The 19709-nt window shown below is 64.7% G+C and carries 19 protein-coding genes; 12 read left to right on the top strand and 7 right to left on the bottom strand.

From position 1 onward, the window contains the following. Positions 1-107: 107 nt before the first annotated feature. From FXB38_RS16230 to FXB38_RS16220, 3 genes are all read right to left on the bottom strand, one after another. Positions 108-2114, bottom strand: coding sequence for a carbohydrate porin (locus FXB38_RS16230; RefSeq protein WP_430640174.1), 2007 nt, complete (start codon positions 2112-2114; stop codon positions 108-110). Positions 2115-2494: 380 nt separating this feature from the next. Next, positions 2495-2758, bottom strand: a complete 264-nt coding sequence (locus FXB38_RS16225; RefSeq protein WP_187434916.1) for a hypothetical protein — start codon at positions 2756-2758, stop codon at positions 2495-2497. Positions 2759-2897: 139 nt separating this feature from the next. Beyond that, positions 2898-3704: a creatininase family protein gene (locus tag FXB38_RS16220; RefSeq protein WP_148751866.1), complete on the bottom strand. Its 807-nt coding sequence runs from the start codon at positions 3702-3704 to the stop codon at positions 2898-2900. Between the two features lie 155 nt (positions 3705-3859). On the opposite strand from FXB38_RS16220, the gene FXB38_RS16215 reads away from it, so the two are divergent. The 7 genes from FXB38_RS16215 (at position 3860) to FXB38_RS16185 (ending at position 10078) form a co-directional block, all read left to right on the top strand. Beyond that, the gene (locus tag FXB38_RS16215) at positions 3860-4882 is read left to right on the top strand and encodes an ABC transporter substrate-binding protein (protein WP_148751865.1); all 1023 of its coding nucleotides are present in this window, start codon (positions 3860-3862) and stop codon (positions 4880-4882) included. A gap of 11 nt (positions 4883-4893) precedes the next feature. Further along, positions 4894-5709: an ABC transporter ATP-binding protein gene (locus FXB38_RS16210; RefSeq protein ID WP_148751864.1), complete on the top strand. Its 816-nt coding sequence runs from the start codon at positions 4894-4896 to the stop codon at positions 5707-5709. Next, on the top strand, positions 5706-6524 hold the full coding sequence (locus tag FXB38_RS16205) for an ABC transporter permease (RefSeq protein WP_148751863.1): 819 nt from the start codon (positions 5706-5708) through the stop codon (positions 6522-6524). The genes FXB38_RS16210 and FXB38_RS16205 overlap by 4 nt, the downstream gene beginning before the upstream one ends. Further along, on the top strand, positions 6524-7513 hold the full coding sequence (locus FXB38_RS16200; RefSeq protein ID WP_148751862.1) for a 2-hydroxyacid dehydrogenase: 990 nt from the start codon (positions 6524-6526) through the stop codon (positions 7511-7513). The genes FXB38_RS16205 and FXB38_RS16200 overlap by 1 nt, the downstream gene beginning before the upstream one ends. Beyond that, positions 7513-8205: an AprI/Inh family metalloprotease inhibitor gene (locus tag FXB38_RS16195; protein WP_148751861.1), complete on the top strand. Its 693-nt coding sequence runs from the start codon at positions 7513-7515 to the stop codon at positions 8203-8205. The genes FXB38_RS16200 and FXB38_RS16195 overlap by 1 nt, the downstream gene beginning before the upstream one ends. Positions 8206-8358: 153 nt before the next feature. Next, entirely contained in the window at positions 8359-8766 is a 408-nt protein-coding gene (locus FXB38_RS16190) for a YciI family protein (RefSeq protein WP_148751860.1), read from the top strand. Between the two features lie 31 nt (positions 8767-8797). Further along, a complete protein-coding gene (locus tag FXB38_RS16185) occupies positions 8798-10078 on the top strand; it encodes an RNA polymerase sigma factor (protein ID WP_148751859.1) in 1281 nt (426 codons plus the stop codon). Here the strand turns inward: FXB38_RS16185 and FXB38_RS16180 are convergent. Then, positions 10075-11655 (bottom strand): peptidoglycan-binding protein, encoded by a 1581-nt coding sequence (locus FXB38_RS16180; protein ID WP_148751858.1) that lies wholly within the window; start codon positions 11653-11655, stop codon positions 10075-10077. The genes FXB38_RS16185 and FXB38_RS16180 overlap by 4 nt on opposite strands. Before the next feature lie 285 nt (positions 11656-11940). Here FXB38_RS16180 and FXB38_RS16175 point away from each other — a divergent pair, with 285 nt between their 5' ends. After that, entirely contained in the window at positions 11941-12315 is a 375-nt protein-coding gene (locus FXB38_RS16175; RefSeq protein ID WP_148751857.1) for a hypothetical protein, read from the top strand. 165 nt (positions 12316-12480) lie between these two features. Beyond that, entirely contained in the window at positions 12481-12786 is a 306-nt protein-coding gene (locus tag FXB38_RS16170; protein ID WP_148751856.1) for a YMGG-like glycine zipper-containing protein, read from the top strand. A 75-nt stretch (positions 12787-12861) separates the two neighbouring features. On the opposite strand, the gene FXB38_RS16165 is transcribed toward FXB38_RS16170, so the two are convergent. Beyond that, the gene (locus tag FXB38_RS16165; protein WP_148751855.1) at positions 12862-13287 is read right to left on the bottom strand and encodes a hypothetical protein; all 426 of its coding nucleotides are present in this window, start codon (positions 13285-13287) and stop codon (positions 12862-12864) included. A gap of 160 nt (positions 13288-13447) precedes the next feature. On the opposite strand from FXB38_RS16165, the gene FXB38_RS16160 reads away from it, so the two are divergent. The 3 genes from FXB38_RS16160 (at position 13448) to FXB38_RS16150 (ending at position 18126) form a co-directional block, all read left to right on the top strand. Beyond that, positions 13448-14029, top strand: coding sequence for a TetR/AcrR family transcriptional regulator (locus FXB38_RS16160; RefSeq protein WP_148751854.1), 582 nt, complete (start codon positions 13448-13450; stop codon positions 14027-14029). 14 nt (positions 14030-14043) lie between these two features. Then, positions 14044-14430 (top strand): VOC family protein, encoded by a 387-nt coding sequence (locus tag FXB38_RS16155; RefSeq protein ID WP_148751853.1) that lies wholly within the window; start codon positions 14044-14046, stop codon positions 14428-14430. A gap of 216 nt (positions 14431-14646) precedes the next feature. Further along, a complete protein-coding gene (locus FXB38_RS16150; RefSeq protein WP_148751852.1) occupies positions 14647-18126 on the top strand; it encodes a CHAT domain-containing protein in 3480 nt (1159 codons plus the stop codon). Between the two features lie 9 nt (positions 18127-18135). On the opposite strand, the gene FXB38_RS16145 is transcribed toward FXB38_RS16150, so the two are convergent. Then, positions 18136-18924 (bottom strand): bestrophin-like domain, encoded by a 789-nt coding sequence (locus FXB38_RS16145; RefSeq protein WP_148751851.1) that lies wholly within the window; start codon positions 18922-18924, stop codon positions 18136-18138. A gap of 28 nt (positions 18925-18952) precedes the next feature. Beyond that, the gene (radC, locus tag FXB38_RS16140) at positions 18953-19666 is read right to left on the bottom strand and encodes a RadC family protein (protein WP_148751850.1); all 714 of its coding nucleotides are present in this window, start codon (positions 19664-19666) and stop codon (positions 18953-18955) included. Positions 19667-19709 lie beyond the last annotated feature (43 nt).

Below are 19709 nucleotides of genomic sequence, written 5' to 3'. Positions count from 1 at the left end.
GCCCGGCGGACGCCGGACCAAGCCCGTTATATATGAACGCGATGCGCACCTTGCCCGGTTCCGACCAAATTGTCGCACCGCCGTCCGGACATGTGTTCCCCGGAGGCTCAGAATTCGGCGTGCAGGCGGCCCGAGAAGATCGAAACCGGGCCGCGGTCAGCGTTGTAGGCAGGGTTGACGATGAGCTGATAGTCGGCGGTCAGCGTCACGCCCTTGATCACCGAATAGGCGTAGTAGGCCTCGAGGATGCGTTCGGTGCGATAGTTGAGCTGGCCGTCGCCGATCAGGAGACCGGTGCCGCCGGCGGCGAGGAAGTCGCGATGCGCGGCCGACAGGCCGTTGATGGCGCCGCCGATGCCGACCGTATCGTCCGGACGCCCCCAGCGACTGCCCTTGATCGACAGGCCGCCAGAAACGCTGCGGTCGACATCAGTGAAGTTCAGGATCTGGTTCTGGCCGTCGTTCCAGCTTGCCCGCGCGAACAACCCGACGTCCTTGACGATCTGCTGCTCGAGATTGACGTAGAGGCCGTATTTGAGACGATTGCGCTGGGTCACGGCGGCGATGTCATTGATGTCGAGCGCCGGATTGGCAGCGGCCAGGTCCACCACCTGCTGATAGTTCGCGGTGTTGCCGCTATTGGCGAAGACGCCGACGCGCAATTTGCCGGGCTGCTCGAAGATCGAATGACGCTCCTCGAACTCGACCACCGAACCGCCGGTCTTGAAGGTCAGCACATCGCTGTTGGGCGCGGCCGGCACCTGGAATAGGCCGGCACGGATCGCCCAGTCCTTGCGGTTGAGCTCGACTACGGCGCCGCGGGTATAGCCGGGCAGGTCGGCGGGGAAGTCATAGGCGGCCGACGCCCACATCGCCCAGTTCATGAAGTCGGCACGCGGGTCTTTTGCGTATGAATTGCCGTCGAAGAAGTCGCCGACTGCGAACCGACCGACGATCAGCGTGACGCGATCAATGTCGCGTTTTCCCGCGAGCTGGTTCGGACCGTCGTCGATCGTCTCCTGCTCGCCGCCGAGTCCGAATATCTGCTTGAGATAGTAGCGCTGCGCCCGGATTTTCGGGAAGGCCGCGCCGGCCTTCTGCGCTTCGCCGTTGGAGAAGCCGGCAAGCCCGAGCGTGCCGTTGAGGCCAAAACCCTGCGCCAGCTCGGGGTTGAAATAGAACTCGCCGCCGTCCCAGAGCCGCGCTCCCAGAAACGCCGTCGTCGTCCAGGTCGCCTGGAACTGGCCGCGACCGGGAAGGCTCTGCGGGCTCGCATAGGGTGAATGGATCGGCCCATAGCCTTGCGGCAGCACGGTGGTCTGGGCGTGGACGTTCCAGTCGTCGGATTCAGGCAGCTTGGCCTTGCCGCCGGCCACCGGCATCCACGGCGTGTCGCCGAACTGGTAGTTCAGGCCGAGCTTGAACAGATGAATGCGTGGATCGACGTTGACGCCGCCGAGGCCAAAGCCGCTGAGATCGTAAGTCTTGCGGGAGAGGTCGACATAGTCGTATTCGGCCTTCGCCGTCCAGTTGCCGCTGACGGCGTATTCGAGACCGAGGCCCGCAGTCCATCCGGCCTGGTAGTGGCCGACCGGAAATAATCCGGTGACGCCATCGCCGTCATTGACGTTGATGTGGGTATGGCCCCAGGCCAAGCCGCCGGTGAGATAGGGCATGAATCTGTCGAACGCATAGCCGATGCGGCCGCGCACGGTGCCGACGTAATCAATCGTGGTGTGGAATGGCGCCGGCGAACGTGCGAGTGCCGGACCGTCAGACGGACTCGTGAAGGTCGAATCCGCCTCGATGCCGAGCACGACGCGGTTGGAAAGCTGCCGGCTGTAGCCGAGCTGATAACCGCCGGTGAGCCCGGTCGCGCTGTGCGGCAGGACGACGCCCTGCTCAGGCATGGGATTGGTGCCGGGTCCGAAGCTCGCGTCGCCGTAGCCGAAATGGCCGCCGACGTAGAAGCCGGTCCACTCGTAGACCGTTTTCGCGGCGCGCGCCTTCAGCGGCAGGTCGGCGGCAAAGCTGGCGCCCGGCACGACGAACCCGCCGGCGGCGATCACCGCTGCCGTCCGCAGCAATTGATGTCGGTGACTTCTCAAAGTCAAAACTACGCCCCCAGACGCGACCGTGCCCCAACCGCGCCCGACATCCCTGCCGATTCGCGATGCTCCTGTCATTAGGGTCTTGGCTGTTCGCGCGATCGGACGAGACGAGCTCGTTTCGATGCGTTTCACCCCAAGGTCTTGCCAAGCCCCTGCGCTCGCTACAAACCTTATTGCTAATAATTCGCAATAGCAACTAGTTCAGAATGTCGCAGGAGATGGTTCGCACCGCTATGTGACCGGACTGCAACGAATTCCCGGTCTCAAAAAACGAATGACCCCGCCCGGGGGGACAGCCGGGCGGGGTCGGGGCACGACACGGGGTGGATGAGGCGCCCGTGTCGGACGCGGGATCCACGTAAGATCGGCCTCAGAACCTCAAATCAGTAGCAAGTACGAACGTTGCCGACGAACTGGCCGTAAGCGTTGTACTGGGCGACCCAGCCGCAGCGGTGATAGCCGTAGTAATAGGGCTGGCTGCTGGCGGCGACCGCGGTGCCGACGATGGCGGCGGTGGCGATGCCGGCGCCGACACCCCAGCCCCAGCCGAGCGGCTTGGCCTGAGCGGTCGACGTGGTGGATGCGACGCCAGCGGTGACGGTGAGGGCGGCGAGAGCGACGGTGGCAATCTTGGTTTTGATCGACATGTGAAACTCCATCCGGGTTGAGGCGGTCCGTTGTGGTCCGCGTGCTCAATTGGACGGAGGCTTGCCGAAACCGGTTCGAAGGCGCCCTAGGTGGTCTGGGAATGCAGCTCTTTCCCGAAGGATTTCAGATAGATGCGAGCTAACCAAGGGGGCCTTTGGCGAGCTTGTTCACGTCGAAGTTATCGACCTCGGCCAGCAGCTCGCAAAAGGCGCGCGCGCCTTGGTCGATGACCTGCTCGCCCTTCTCGAGGACGGCCAGTGTCGCATTGCCGACGGCGCCGCTGGCGTTGAGATCCTGGGCCTGCCAGGCAAAGGGCGCGGGCCGCTGCGTCGAAAGCCAGCGATATTGTTTCTCGATCGCGATGCTGCTCGCAGGAAAATCCGCGATCGCATCCACGCGCACCTGATCGGGATAGCGCGCCAGCATGATCGAGGTCTCGACCGCGCCGCCATGGATGCCGTGACGCACTTCATCGGCCGGGAACAGTTTTTCTGCAGCCGACAGGCGCGACCATGATGTCGTCACCACGAGCAGCTTCTGATGCGCGCGAAGATCCTGCGCCACCAGCATCATCGCCGCGCTGTTGCCGCCATGGCTGGTGATGATGACGAGCTTCTTCACGCCGCGTCGCGCGATATCCTCGCCGATTGCGGTCCAGCGCTTCAGCGCCACCTCGGTCGGCAGCGTCTGCGTGCCCGGATAGTCGATATGCTCGGTGGAGATGCCGATGGGCTCAACAGGCAGGAAGGTCGCCGGAATGGTCGCGGGCAGCACTTCCTGCACCCGCGCAAGATAGGCCTCCGCAATCAGCACGTCGGTCTCGAGCGGCAGATGCGGGCCGTGCTGCTCGGTCGCGGCCAGCGGCAGCACCGCGATCCAGCGCGATACGTCCGCAGGGTTCGCATCGGCCCAGCGGATCTCGGTCCAGTCGCGCGAAGGCGTCATCAAGGTTTCTTTGCCCGAATTTGTCACGTAGTTTGGTGTTATGGAGGGGACGCGGGCCTGGCCGGTTCGCGTCCCCGAATGTCTTGCGGTTTTATCGCGTTGGTCTGGCATGAGCCAGAAGCGATTGGGCCAGAAACGATCGACGGAGTCCCATCATGAGCCCTCCTCATCTGCGGCGAGCGTTAACGGCAGGCTTGCTGGCCACGGTCGTGTCGATCCTGCTGGCGCGCGCGGAAACCCTGGACAAGGTCAGCTTCGGCACCAACTGGGTCGCCGAGGCCGAGCACGGCGGCTTCTTCCAGGCGGTCGCCGACGGCACCTACAAGAAATATGGGCTCGACGTCACCATCGTTCCGGGCGGGCCCAACGAGAACAACCGGATGCTGCTGATCGCCGGCAAGATCGATTTCTTCATGGCCGCGAACACGCTGATGTCGTTCGACGCGGTCGCTAACAACGTCCCCGTGGTGACCATCGCCGCGGTCTTCCAGAAAGACCCGCAGGTGATGCTGACGCAGCCGGATGCGAAGGTCACCAAGATCGAGGACCTCAAGCCGCTGACGCTGTTCGTCTCCAAGGAGGGCATGGGCAGCTACTTCCAGTGGCTGAAGTCCGAATACGGCTTCAGCGAGAAGAACGTCCGGCCCTATAATTTCAATCCGCAGCCCTTCATCGCCAACCCCAAGAGCGCGATGCAGGGCTACGTCACCTCCGAGCCTTTCGCCGTCGAGAAAGCCGCCGGTTTCAAGCCCAACGTCATCCTGCTCGCCGATGCCGGATTCAACACCTATTCGACCCTGATCGAGACCCGCCGCGACCTGGTCGAGAAGAAGGCGGACCTGGTGCAGCGCTTCGTCGATGCCTCCATGATCGGCTGGTACAATTACATCTACGGCGACAATTCCGCCGGCAATGCCATGATCAAGAAGCTCAATCCGGAGATGACCGACGATCTGCTCGCCTATTCCGTCGCCAAGATGAAGGAATACGGCATCGTCGATTCCGGCGAATCCTTGAAGAACGGCATCGGCGCGATGAGCGACGATCGCTACACCTCCTTCTTCAACAAGATGGTGAAGGCCGGCGTCGTGAAGGGCGATCTCGACTTCCGCAAGTCCTACACGTTGCGCTTCGTCAACAAGGGCGTCGGTGTCGAGCTGCGCCCCGCCAAGCCGTAACGCAAGCGTTGATGTCAGACGCCAAAACTACGCCCACGGTCGAGGCCAGCCTGACGGCGCTCGCCGTCAGCCTGCGCGGCGTGACGAAGACCTATGACAACGGCGTCATGGCGCTCGGTCCCTTCGACCTCGCGGTGCGCAAGGGCGAGTTCATCTCGCTGCTCGGGCCCTCCGGCTGCGGCAAGTCGACGGCGCTAAGGCTGATTGCGGGGCTCAGCGCGGCATCATCAGGCACGGTGCGGATGTCGCGTCATGAAGGCCCGGCGCAGATCGGCCATGGTATCGGCTTCGTGTTCCAGGAGCCGACCCTGATGCCCTGGACCAGTGTGCGCGAAAACGTGCGGCTGCCCTTGAAGCTTGGCGGCATCCCGAAAGCCGAAGGGCGGGCGCGGGCCGACGCGGCGCTGGCGAGCGTCGGTCTCGCCGATTTCGCCAACGCTTTTCCACGCGAATTGTCCGGCGGCATGAAGATGCGGGTGTCGCTGGCGCGCGCGCTCGTCACCGATCCTGATATCCTTTTAATGGATGAGCCGTTCGCGGCGCTCGATGAGATCACGCGCTTCCGCCTCAACAACGATCTGCTCGCACTGTGGCGCAGCCTTGGCAAGACCGTCATCTTCGTCACCCATTCGGTGTTCGAATCCGTCTATCTGTCGCAGCGCGTCGTCGTCATGACCGCGCGGCCCGGCCGCATCCAGGCCGACATCCGCATCGAGACCGTCGAGCCGCGCGGTGAGGAGTTTCGCACCTCGGCGGCTTATTCGGATTATTGCCGGAAAGTATCGGCCGCGCTGGCGCCGTCCTACTCGGGACAGTCGATGCTATGAACGCGCAAGCCCCCGTCATCGCAAAGCCGTCAGGCGCGCAAAGCGCGGTGCGTTTCGTGCTGCCCATCATCGTGTTCGCGGCCGGTCTTGCCGCCTGGGAGCTCGTGGTCCGCATCCGTGAGATTCCGCCCTATGTGCTGCCGGCGCCGTCGGTCATCTTCCTGACGCTGATCAAGGACTGGGCGGTGCTGTCACAATCGCTCGCCACCACGCTGCTGACGACGCTGGAAGGTTTTGTCGCCGCGAGCATCGGCGGCATCGCGCTGGCGCTGCTGTTCAACCAGTCGAAATGGGTGGAATATTCGCTGTTCCCCTATGCCGTCGTGCTGCAGGTGACGCCGGTGATCGCGATCGCGCCGCTGCTCCTGATCTATCTGGAGCAGCAAACCGCGGTCGTCGTCTGCGCCTTCATCGTCGCCTTTTTCCCGGTGCTGTCGAACACCACGCTCGGGCTGAATTCGGTCGACCGCAACCTCGCCGGCCTGTTCCAGCTCTATGGCGCCTCGCCGCCGCAAACCCTGCGCTTCCTGAAGCTGCCTGCGGCGCTGCCCTATATTCTGGGCGGCCTGCGCATCGCCGGCGGCCTGTCGCTGATCGGCGCGGTCGTCGCCGAGATCGCGGCGGGAACGGCGGGCGCCGGCTCAGGTCTCGCCTACAGAATCGCCGAATCCGGCTATCGATTGAACATACCCCGCATGTTCGCAGCGCTGCTTTTGTTGTCGCTGGCCGGGATTGTCATCTATGGGGTGCTGGCGCTAGTTTCCCACCTCGTTTTACGGCGCTGGCACGAGAGCGCGCTTGGAAAGGAAAACTGATGTCTACCGGTTCGATTTCGTCCGACAAGATCGACCTTCTGATCTATGGGCCGGTGCGGCCGATCCTGGAGAACGGGTTTTCCGATCATTTCGTCGTGCACAAGGCCGAGACGCGAGGCGACCTCGAGCGGCTGACGCCGGCGATCCGCGACAAGATCCGCGGCGTCGCGGTGACCTATCACACCGTCCGTGCCGACAAGGATTCGCTGTCGCAATTGCCCGGGATCGAGATGGTGGCGAGCTTCGGCGTCGGCTACGACCACATCGACGCCAAATACGCCGCCGAGCACAACATCATCGTCACCAACACGCCTGATGTGCTGACCGAGGAGGTCGCCGACGTCGCGATGGGCCTGCTGATCTCCACCGTGCGCGAGTTCATCAAGGCCGATCGCTACGTCCGCTCCGGCCTCTGGCAGACCCAGAACTATCCGCTCAGCGTCGGCTCGCTGCGCGACCGCAAGGTCGGCATCGTCGGCATGGGCCGGATCGGTCAGGCGATCGCGCGCCGGCTCGATGCCTCGCTGGTGCCGGTGGTCTATCACTCGCGCAATCCGTCCAAGGACGTTTCCTACAAGCACTACCCCGACCTGATCGAGATGGCGAAGGCGGTCGACACGCTGATGGTGATCGTGCCGGGCGGCGCCTCGACCGACAAGATGATCAATGCCGAGGTGTTCAAGGCGCTCGGCCCGCGCGGCGTGCTGGTCAACGTGGCGCGCGGCTCGGTGGTCGACGAGCAGGCCTTGGTCCAGGCGCTGAAGTCCGGCACCATCCTCGCCGCCGGCCTCGACGTGTTCGCGGCCGAGCCCAGCGTGCCGGAGGAGCTCAAGTCCATGCAGAACGTCGTGCTGCTGCCGCATATCGGCTCGGCCTCCGTGGTGACGCGCAACGCCATGGACCAGCTCGTGGTCGACAACCTCAAGTCCTGGTTCGCCGGCAAGGCGCCGCTGACGCCGGTTGCGGAAACGCCATTCAAGGGGCGCTGATGAGAGTCCTTCGGGCCGTTGCTTTGCTGATCGCGGCCTGCGCCGCCGCGATCGGCCCTGCGCGTGCGCAGGATGCGACGACCCTGAAGAAGGAAATGCCCGGACAATGGGAGCTCTCGACCACCGAACGCAGCAAGACCTGTGTCATCACGATGAAGAGCGACGCCGGGGCGCAGGGTTTCAAGCTGGAGCTCGAGCCGGCCTGCAAGACCGCGCTTCCGTTCACCAAGGACATCGTCGCCTGGAGCGTCAAGGGGCTCGACATCGTCCGCTTGCAGGATGCGACCGGTGAATCCGTGATCGACTTCACCGAGGTCGAGGCCGGCATCTTCGAAGGCCTGCGGCAGGGCGAGGGCGTCTACATCCTGCAGGACCTCGCCGCCGCCCGCTCGATGGCCAAGTCGATGGACCAGATGATCGGTGACTGGGCCATGGTGCGCAGCAACGGCCAGCCGGTCTGCGGATTGACGCTGACCAACACGGAAGCCGATCAGGACAATTTCCAGGTCTTCCTGAAGCCGAAATGCGATGCGGCGATCGCCCAGTTCAACCCGACGCAATGGCGGCTCGAGCGCGGCCAGATCATCCTGATGTCGAAATCTGGCGACGTCTGGCAGTTCGAGGCCGACGACAACGCGCAATGGCGGCGGGTTCCCGATACGGCCGATCCCCTGATCATGCTGCGCCAATAGGCGCCGTTCCGGTTCTGTAATTCTCCTCGCAATTTTTCCTGCGCCCAATTTTTATCGAAGCGATGTCGATCCGGCCCCGGCTGGATCGTCATCCCAATAGCGAGCTGATCGCGCGGCCGAACCGGCCGCGTCTCGCCTCAACAGGAGTTTTGCATGCGCTTCATGTACATCGTCACCTCCAGCCAGCCGATGAAGGGCCCGAGCCCGGCGCTGATGGAGGCCATGCAGAAGATTTCCGAGCGGGAAATCAGGGCCGGCCGGATGATCGACAATGGCGGCCTGATGCCGCTTGCGACCGGCGCGCGTGTGCGCATCGTCGACGGCGAGCTCAGCGTCATCGACGGTCCCTTCATCGAGGCCAAGGAAGTGGTCGGCGGCTACGCCATTTTCGAGTTGCGCGACAAGGCGGAAGCCCTGGCCATGGCCAAGGAGTTCATGCAGCTGCACCTCGATCACATGCCGGGCTGGGATGGCACCTGCGAGTTGCGGGCCTTCGCCACGCCGGGCGTGGATGGGGCCTGCGAGGTCGACGCACGGTCAGGGGTAGCTGCGCACGCCTGATGGTCAGCACCGCTCATTCCGGTCGGCGGCGATGACGGCCGCCGACATCGATCAGATCATCCGTGCCACGATTCACGCCACCTGGCGCGTCGTGCAACCACGGCTGATCGCGACGCTGGCGCGGATGCTGCGCGACGTGCCGCTTGCGGAAGAGCTGACCCAGGACGCGCTGGTTGCGGCGCTGGAAGCCTGGCCGATCATCGGCGTGCCCGACAATCCCGGCGCCTGGCTCATGACCACCGCAAGGCGCCGCGCGCTCGATGTCCTGCGTCGCGGCAGGATGCTGGCGGACAAGCACGACATGCTGGCGCGCGACATGTTGCAGGAGCAGGCGACCGTGCCGGATTTCGATGCTGCGCTCGACGATGACATCGGCGATGAGTTGTTGCGACTGGTCTTCACCGCCTGTCATCCGATCCTGTCGCGCGAGGCGCGCGCGGCGCTGGCGCTGCGCATGATCTGCGGCTTGACCACGTCCGAGATCGCGCGCGCCTATCTCGTGCCGGAAGCAACCATCTCCCAGCGCATCGTCCGCGCCAAGCGCACGCTGTCCGGATCCGGCCTCGCCTACGAGACGCCGGGCGGCGAGGCTTTGTCAGAGCGTCTCGCCTCCGTGCTGGAGGTCGTCTATCTCATCTTCAACGAAGGCTACCTCGCCGCTCGGGGCGACGAATGGCTGCGGCCGCAGCTCTGCGACGAGGCGCTGCGCATGGGCCGCGTGCTCGCCGGCCTCGCCCCGGACGAGCCCGAGGTTCACGGCCTCGTCGCGCTGATGGATTTGAATGCCGCGCGGGCCCGTGCACGCACCGACGCGACTGGCGATCCCATCCTGCTGATGGACCAGGATCGCACGCTCTGGGATCGCTCGCAGATCCGCCGCGGCCTGCGCGCGCTTGAACGTGCCCGCGAGCTCGGCGGTTCGGGAAGGTTCTACGCGCTTCAGGCGGCGATTGCGGCGTGTCACGCCACGGCGGGGACGGCCGCGGACACCGACTGGCGGCGCATCGCGCAGCTTTACGCCGAGCTGGCGCTTCTGGTGCGCTCGCCGGTCATCGAGCTCAATCGCGCGGTCGCGGTCGGCATGGCCGAAGGACCGCAGGCCGGACTCGACGTGCTCGACAAGATCGCCGGCACGCCGGCGCTGTCGGCCTATCATCATCTGCCGGCGGTTCGGGGTGATTTGCTGCAAAAGCTCGGACGGCTCGCAGAGGCGCGGCAGGCGTTCGAGGCCGCCGCGCAGCTTGCGACCAACGGGCGAGAGCGCGCGCTGATGGAGCGCCGCGCCGCGGCGCTCCATGCACAGGATATCTAGGTTGTCGGCTTGGGCGGCGGCGCGGTGCCCTGGGCCCATTTCTCCAGCTTGCCGAGCACGCCCCAGGCCGTCAGCGCCAGCGAGATCGGGAGGGCGAACTGGCTAAGCCCTGGCACCGCGGACGCGATCGTCCCGAGCAGCCCGGCAAGACCGCCGGCACTCGGGGTCGCGCTCACGGCAGAGAGCAGCGCGGTGATGAGCGCGCCGCCGATGCCAAGTGCCGTCTTCTTGCCGTCCAGCAGCTTGCCGATGGTTTCGCCGAGCGCGCCGTTGACCTGGCCGAGCACGGGCTTGTTGCCGAGCAGTGTGCCCAGCAGGTCGACGAGCTGCTTGAGCTGATCGGCCGGAGCGGGATTTGCCGCCGCCGCCGTCCCCGGCACTGTCCTGGTGATGAGAGAGAGGAGCTGCCCGAGTACGCTGACTGTCGTGCTGGCCGCCGTTGTCGGGTTCGCCGGATTTGTCGCTCCCGACTGCAAGGCCTGCGTGAGGCTCTGCAGCTGGCTCAGGATCTTGGGTAGCTGAATAGTCTGCGCTAGGGGCGCCGTTGCTGTAGATGGGGTCGCGATCGGCGTTGGTGTCGTTGCTCCCGACTGTATGAGCTGTGCGAGATTTTCCAATCGGCTCAGGATTTGAGACAGATCGACCGACTGTCCTCCCGACGTCATGCCTGCCAATGCAGGTGTTGCGCCTCCTGGCTGCACGACCTGTGAGATATCATCCAGCCGCTTGAGGATCTGGGAAAGATCGATACTCGCCGTCCGGACCGGCTGCATTCCCGCGCGCGTGATGGCGGCGATCGTGGTGCCGTCGAGCAGGCCGGTATCCGCGAGGGCGTGTTGTTGCTGAAATTGCGAGACCGCGGCCTTGGTCTTCGGTCCGCTGATGCCGTCTTCGTCGAGCGGCGGATTGGCGCCGAGCTTGTTGAGCGTCTGCTGCATGAGCAGGACCGACGAGGCCACGTCCTCGTCGGGCTCGGAATGGGAGGCAATGGACGGGCCGTCGTTGATCGCGATCGAGGAATCCTGCGACATCATCGCATGCAGGATAACGGCGGTGCCGAGCTGGGAATCGACATGGTTCGGATCGAAGACATGGTCCGCGACGAACTTGCCGGCGTTTGCCTCGGTCGGTCCGTACAGGGTCGAGCCGCCGTAGAGATAGGGCGAGTTGACGCCCTTGGCGTGATAGCCGAGGCCGTTGAAGCATTCGAGCCGGTACAGGGTGCGCGCAATGCACCAGTCCTGCGTGCCGACGAAGTGCTGGATCCGCAGCGCGTCCACGGCCCCGTCGACGAACGAGGCGAACGGGCCGCGGCCTTTCGGGACGAGGCATGTCACGCGCTTCAATGTCTCGCCGTTGCCGAGATAGGTGTCGAAATCGAAATTGGATTCGCGATAATGGCAGAGCGCGACAAAATACCAGGGCACACCGGACAGCCGCTCGACCTGCTGATAGGTCGCCTTGCCGTTGATGGCCTTGCGTGCCGTCGCGCTGGCCTCGCCAAGGCGTGCGGGCCGGATCTGGAGATTGGCCCAGTTCCTCTCATACCCGCTCTTCAGATTCTCGTATGACACCATCTCCCGCTCCCGCGAATTGTTAAATTATCAGTTGGTTGTGCAAATCAGGCGTGAGCCGCGTGCCACCGTCGGTGGGCGCGAGCTCTGGGCGTGGTTTGGCAAATGTGGCAGGCCCTCGCCGCAGTGCATGTGAAATGGCTTACACGTGCAGCGCGAAAGGTTGCGGTCAAAGGACGCAACATCAGCACCGTACGCGCGAACGCGCGGTCGCCCATGCGCACTCCGGGAACCGGTCGGGCGGCCGTCCGTTAGCACCGGAGACGGTCTGCTCAGGGAAATCCTGCGATGGCCAAGCGCGTCCTCGCGATCGGCATCGAACCCGGCAGTGCGGATTACAGTGCGTTTCCGCAGCTCACGCCGGCGCTCGTCCGCAACTATATCGAAGCGCAGCTGCTGCGCCTGCGCGGCCTCGGCTACGAGGTCACGAGCTGCCTGATCGATCTCGACGTTGCCGCGGAGGCGGCCGTAACGGCCGCGTTGCGCGATGAGCACTTCGATTGCATCGTTATCGGTGCCGGCCTGCGTGAGCCGAAGGAACGGCTGCTGCTGTTCGAGAAGGTGCTCAACCTCGTCCACCACCTGGCGCCGCAGGCCGCGATCTGCTTCAACACGACGCCTGCCGACACGGCGGAAGCCGTGCAGCGCTGGGTCGAGCCGTAGCCGCGGGCAAGCCTACCCTTAGTCCGAGGCTGATCAGGATCGGCCGTTGTCGCGACAGGCTGGCCCGTGACGTAAAGGGCGGGAAGCGAGCCGGATTCGCGCGATTATTCTGGCCCGGGATCGTCCCAAACGCTATGAGTGGCGCATCAGATGGGAGGATTCGGGATGCTTCGACGTCTTGGAGTTGCAGCGTGTTTCGCAGTCGCGATGGCCGTCCCGGTCCATGACGCGGTGGCGCAGGACGCTGTCGGTGGCGCCATCATTGGCGGCGTGGGCGGAGCGATCCTGGGCGGAGCGATCGGCGGTGGCCGCGGCGCCGCCATCGGTGCCGTCGTCGGCGCCGGCACGGGGGCTGCGATCGCCTCCGAAGGCGAGCGTCGCCGGTCCGGCTATTACGCCTATCAGCGCGGCTGCTACATGCAGCGCCCGGACGGCCGCTACGTCCCGGTCGATCCAAGATACTGCTACTGAACATACTGCTACTGAACAGACGATGCGCCGGCGCCGTCTCGCATGCGCCGGCGCTGTCATGACTGGTTGCTGTCCCTAGGCAGCGCTGGCCCGACTGACTGCATCGCCGAGCTCGGCATTGGTGTAGGCCCTGCCGCCGATGCCCCACAGCCCGTCCACCGCATAGACCATGTTGACGAAAATCCGCTCGCGCGGATGGCGGCCTTCCGCTGCGTTGAACACGATCTCGGTGGCCTCTTCGATGAAGCCCGCCTTTTGCGCAGGCGCCGCCAGCGCGAAAGACGGGACTTTCAATTCGACCACGACGATGTCGTTTGACGACCCGCCGGCGAAGGACCGGCCTTTCGGGACGGTGCTGATCTCGCCGATCACGTTCGGCGTGATGAACGCATTGCCCGCGAGATCGTGATGCCTGAGAAATGAGGCGGTCAGCTCGGCGAACATGGTCTGCTCGGCGGCTGCACTGAAGATGCCATCCGTGGCAACGACGGTGATCGGCATGATTGGATCTCCCTTCATGATACGAGCGTCGCGAGCGCCGGATGCGATCGCGGCTTGCAATAATATTGCGATCGTTATATAACGACCGTGACTGCATTCGCACGGAGAGGGCGATGCCGTCAATATTAAAATAGCGATCGTTATATCTAGAGGTGCGGTGGTGCGATACAAGTCCGGACACAAGGAAGAAGCTCGCGCGCGCATGGTCGCGGCCGCCGGCCGCGGCTTTCGCCGCCATGGCTATGGCGGCATCGGTGTCGACGGCCTCGCCAAGGAGGCCGAGGTCACCTCCGGCGCGTTCTACGGGCACTTCTCGTCCAAGGGTGAGGCATTCAAGGCCGCGCTGGTGGCGGGCCTGCAGGAGCTGCGCCAAGGCGTCGAAAGCCTGCGTGCCGAGCACGGCGCCAAATGGGTCGCGGCATTCGTCGATTTCTATCTCGGGCAAAAGCGGGTCTGCGAGCTCGGTTCGAGCTGCGCCTTGCAGAGCCTGACCTCGGAGGTGCAGCGCGCCGATGCTGCAATCAAGACCGTGTTCGAGGCCGAGATCGAGGGCGTCGTGAACGCCGTTGCGGGCGGTTTGCCGGGCCGCTCGCCCAAGGACAGACGCGCGCGTGCCTGGGCGTTGCTCTCGATCCTGTCCGGCGGTGTCACGATGGCACGGGCCGTCGCCGACAAGGATGTCAGCGCTGCGATCGCGTCCGCGTGTCGCGCGGCTGCACTCAAGGCCTGTTCCGAGACCTGAGAGGAGACCCGCGGATGCAGATGTCGAACTATCTCTTCTTCACGACGCATTGCGAGGCGGCGCTCGCTTTCTACGCCGCCTGTGGCCTCGGCAAGGTGACCGAGGTCATGCGTCACGGCGCAGCCGGACCGATGCAGGGAAAGATCCTGCATGCAAGGTTCGAAGGACCAGGTATCCAATTCTATGCATCCGACAACGACGATGCGGAGCCGATGCGCGGCTCGGCGCACCACCTGATGATGGACGACGCGCAGGAAACGACGGACCTGTTCGCCCGCCTTGCCGAAGGCGGCACGATCACCACGCCGCTCGGGATCCAGCCCTGGGGCGACTATTACGGCAAGCTCACCGATCGCTTCGGTGTGCAATGGATGCTGAACTGCACGCTGGCGCGCGTCTAGCGCGTCCCGCTGGCGCGCCGGCGTAGCTCGGGGCAGGGCAAGTGACAGGGCAAGGGCAGGCTTCACGCGGCGAAACCGCGCATCTCCTTTACGTAGCGCGCATCTCGCGCTAAACTAAAGGTAGCATATTGAGCTGACCAATTTTTTTCGCCCCGGGCTGGCACTTGTCGCCAGGCCGGTTCGCCCCGACCGCATTTGCCGAAAAGGCGGGTCTCCATGGCGCGATCGATTACTCTGAACAATGCCAGCGAATGGACCGTCGTCTCCGAGGGCACGGCGGCTGTCCGCCGAGGCGGCCGGCGCGCGGCCGCGACAGCGGCGATCACCGTTCCGGTGATCCCGGCCGAGTTCATTGCGCCGCAGGTGACGATCGATCGCACCATGGAGCTCGCCCCGACGACCACGCGTCGGGCGGCCGGCGTGCCGATGGTCGACATGTCGGTGGTCCCGTCGGCGAACGAATCCTACCTGCTGGCGATCAGGCACGCCTCCGGCGCGCTCACGTTCCATGCGCCCGAGATCGAAATCGGAGCGCGCAGAGGGCGATCGGCTGCGTTGGCCAGCTTCCGCTTTCGCGTCCCGCTGCGAGGTGCCTCGATCGCGGCCAAGCGGCGCGGCATCGTGAGCTCGGCCATCAAAGCGGTCGTCCTGAAAGTGGCTGGCAAGATCGCCGATGCGTTGTTGCCCTCGCTGGCCGCCACGGTCGAGGCGGCGCTATGGAGGAGGGCGGGTCTCTCCGAAGGATGGTTCACTCTCGACCAGAATTCGCTGGCGTCGGGCACGTTGCGGCCGGGTGCGCCGGCCGGCGGTCAGGCTGGACGCGCACTGCTGTTCCTTCATGGGACGTTCTCACACACCACCTCGTCGTTCAAAGAGCTCGCCACACCGCAATTCTTCACGCCGCTGCAGGCGGCGTATGGCGATCGAATATATGCGTTCGATCATTTCAGCGTCAGCAAGACGCCGGAAGAGAATGCGAAAGACCTGCTCGCCGGCTTGCCCGATCAGGAGACCGAATTCGACGTCATCACCTATTCGCGCGGCGGTCTCGTGCTGCGCAATCTGGTGGAACGCGCGAACGCGCTCGGGCCGACGGCAAGCCGGTTCAAGCTGAATCGCGCCGCGCTGGTCGCCTCGCCCAATGATGGCACGCCGCTGGCAACGCCGGCACGGTGGGAAGCCACCGTAGGCTGGCTGGCCAATCTGCTCGAACTGTTTCCCGAGAATCCGTTCACCTTCGGCGCCGGATTCGTTGCCGACGCGCTGGTCTGGCTTGCGCAGCGCGCGGGTGGTGCCTTGCCGGGCATCGCGGCCATGGACGCGGGTGGCGAGATGGTGGCCGATTTGCAGGGGCCCCCCGCGCCGCCTGCTGCGGCTTACGCCGCGCTGGTCTCGAACTTCACCCCGTCCGGCAATATCCTCGAGCGAATGGTCGACGTCGGCGTCGACACGTTCTTCGCCGGCGCCAATGACCTCGTCGTGCCGAGCGCCGGTGGATGGCTGATTGATCGCACCGACGGGTCGGTCCCCGGAGACCGGATCGGCTGCTTCGGCGCGGGCGGAAACTTTCCCTCGAATCTGCCGCCGGTGCATCATCTGAACTTCTTCGCCCGCGCCGAGACCGCCAGCTTCCTGCTTCAGGCGCTGGCGGGAGCTCCACACGGATTGCCGGAGATCGATCCCTCGGTGACGCTCCCCGACAGCCGAGGCCGGCGCAGCCTCGTCGAAAGGCCGGCCGCGTTGCTGCGGCCTCAGGCCGCACAACTGCCGGCGCCCCCGCCGGCGACGGTGGTGCCGGCGCCGCTTCCGGGCCCGTCAGATTTCTCGATCTTCAGCGATGCATTCCAGCTCACGCTGATTGATCCCAGGCCCCTCGCGCAGGATGGCGGACCTGCCCGGCCAGGCGGGGATGGGCAGAAAGGTGGTGTCGTGACGCCGCAGCCGTACCAGCTGTTGGCAACCTATGGCGGTGCACGCATCGTGGAGCCCTTTACGGCCAGGGGCGGCGAAGCGGGGCAGAGGTGGCATGACATCATCGCCATGCATGAGCGCATGAAGAATTACGTCGACGGCAAGCTCGGCTTCGACGCGCCGACCGACGAAGAGCTCATCAAATACGGGACGCTGCTGTTCGACACGTTGTTTCCGCGGGAGGTGCGTCGCCTCTACGACGTGGCGCGATCGCGCGAGGAGCGCAACGGCCATCTGAACGTGATCTTCACGTCGATGATTCCGTGGATCGCCGACAAGCCCTGGGAGTTCGCGTTCGACCCGGACCGCAAGACGTTCCTCGCGACCCAGGAGCTGCATTTCGTCCGCAATGCGCTGACGGCGATGCCGGTGGAGGTTGCGAAGCCCAAGTCGGGGCCGTTGCGGATTCTGGTGGCCGTTGCACAGCCGATCGGGACCGCGAAGCTCTCTACGGAGCAGGAAGAAGCCGTTATCATGCGCAGCTTCCAGCCGCTCATCGATGCCGGCCTGGTCAAGGTCGACGTGCTGCGTGCGACGACGCCGACGCGGCTGCATCGGTGGATCTCGGCGACACCCTACGACGTCGTGCACTTCATCGGCCATGGCACCTTCGACACCGAGACCGGACAGGGCTTCCTTGTTTTTGAGGATGACAAGGGCGCCGTGTGCGAGGTCAGCGCGCGAAATATTTGCGAGATCCTCTGCAAGCGTGGAATCCAGCTCATCTTCCTCAACGCGTGCGAAACCGGACGCGGCGAGGCGAGGGGTACGAAACAGCGCAAGGCGGACTTCAATCGCGGCATCGCGCCGGCGCTGGTGGCGAACGGCGTTCCGGCCGTTGTTGCGAACCAGTTCAGTGTCCGCGACGAGGCCGCAACCGAATTCTCACAGCATTTCTACTGGTCGCTGGCGCAGGGAGACTCCTACGGAAGCGCGGCACGGGAAGCGCGGATCGCGGTCAACTACGCGACCAGCCACGACACGATCGACTGGGCCGTTCCGGTTGTCTACGCCCGCGATCCCGAGGGCCGCATTTGCGAGCGGCGCACACTGCCAAAGGAAGCATTGCTGACACCGCTGGTCTCGACCACGGCGAGACGCGCCACCATGCTGCACAAGTTCCGTGTCGCCGTGTGGGACGTCAACCATGTCTTTCCGGAGCTCGAGCGCACGGTCCAGCGCTTGAACGTCGCCCAGGGCGAGTTCGGCTTCGAGGTTGTCGACATGTCCGTTCCGCTCGGAGCCTGGCAGCGCGTGGAGGGAGAGGGCCTGCAACTCAACGCCAATCTCGCCGCAAGCGGGTTCAACAACAAGCGCCAGGAATTCGGCGTCGATTTTCTGTTCTGCATCATCGACAAGCCGATCATGTATCAGGAAGGCGGCGATACGCACACCGGCTATATGTGCTGGTGGTCAGATCCCGGCCAGGAAAACATCATCATCTTCGGCACCGTCTACGAGGACAAGCCGACGCAGGGACCTGCGGCCGACCATATGATCGCAAACGCAATCGTGCAGGGGCTGACGGGTATCCTGGCAGACCGCGGCACGCACAAACGGAAGGCCGGCGGCGGCAAGCACTGCCCGCTCTACTACAATGGCGAATTGGACATGCGGCTCGATGTTGGATCGCAGCGCTTTGACGCCATTTGTGAACGCGAGCTCAGGAAACAGATACCCGAGCATCTGCCCGCGTTGAAGTCGCTGCTCGCCGCCTTCGACTGACATCGCGCCTCAGGGCTTGGCGGAGGCCTCCGGCATGATCTGGCGCAGCGGCTCCGGTGATATCGATATCTGGCCCGTGAACGGACGATCATGCGCCACGATCAGGAGCACCGAGGTGGCGACGCCGGTCGCGAACAGCGCAATCGCGATCGCCGATCCCAGGCGGTTGTCGCAATGAACGAAGCCGATCACCAGCAGCTCGCACAAGGCCTGGAGATACAGGCACCACCATTTCACCGAGTTGACCGAGGCCAGGCTGACGATGATCCGCTGCCGCCGCGCATCCAGCGCCTGCTCCAGCGCGGCGACGATCTCGCGCTGCGCGGTCTCCTGCCCGCGACCCTGCGGCGTCGTCGCGACGACCAGCTGCAAGGCCTCGGCGAGCGCCGGCGGCGTCGCCTTCAGGGAAGCCTCCTGATGCGCCATCTCGGGCCATTCCACCGTGACGGCTTGACTGACATAGTCACGCACCAGCCCACGCAGCTTGGCTTCCTGCTCCGCCGGCAGTCCGGCCGCGAGCAGAACGGCGCTGCGAAGCGCGCTGGCCTCGCGGCTCACCGCCGTGCCAGCGCGGTCGCTGTCGCCCCAGACCTGCGCCGCAGTGAAGGCGACGAACAGGCCGAAGATGATGCCGAGCACCGGCAGCATGCCCGGCGAGATCGCCTTCAGCGCTTTCGCGCGTTCCTCTGTCGCGACCAGCGCGATCGCGGCGAACACCGTCGCGGCCAGAAGATAGGTGAAACCGAAGATCACCAGCGCCATCGCGGGCACCGGCAAATTATGCAGCCAATCGCTCATGTCATCTCATCATTTGCCCGGAAGCTCGTCAGATCAGCCGCATCCCCCGCAGGCTGGCATGCCCGTTCTTGCCGACGATGATGTGATCATGCACGGCAATCCCGAGCGGCTTGGCGATCTCGATGATCGCCTTGGTCATCTGGATATCGGCCTGCGAGGGCGAGGGATCGCCCGAGGGGTGATTATGCACCAGAATCAGCGCGGTTGCCGACAGCTCCAGCGCGCGCTTGATCACCTCGCGCGGATAGACCGGCGTGTGGTCGACGGTGCCGGTCTGCTGCACCTCGTCGGCGATGAGCTGGTTGCGCTTGTCGAGGAAGAGCAGCCGAAACTGCTCCTTGTCGGCGAAGGCCATGCTGGTGCGGCAATAGGCGATCACCTCGTTCCAGGACGACAGCGCATTGCGGCTGTTGACCTCGCCCTTGGCGACGCGGTGCGCGGCCGCCGCAATCAGCTTGAGCTGGTTGATGGCCGCTTCGCCGACGCCGTCGATCTCGCGCAGGCGCGCCACCGGCGCATGGACGACCTCGGCGAACGAGCCGAAGATCTTGATCAGTGTTTTCGCCAGAGGTTTTGTGTCGCGCCGCGGCAGCGCCGGAAACAGCGCCATCTCCAATAGCTCGTAGTCGCTGAGCGCGTCGGCCCCGGCGCTGTAGAAGCGCTCGCGCAGCCGTTCGCGATGGCCGAGATAATGCGGCGCGTCCTCGGGGTTGCTGTCGTCGGCCTTGGTTTTGGCGGGCATCGCGCACAACCATGCCGCACCCGGCGCGTTTTGCAACCATGAA

Source organism: Bradyrhizobium cytisi (assembly GCF_008123515.1).
In the GTDB taxonomy this organism is placed as follows: domain Bacteria; phylum Pseudomonadota; class Alphaproteobacteria; order Rhizobiales; family Xanthobacteraceae; genus Bradyrhizobium; species Bradyrhizobium cytisi.
The sequence above is the reverse complement of the archived record's forward strand: the minus strand, read 5'-3'. Positions and strand labels throughout refer to the sequence as shown.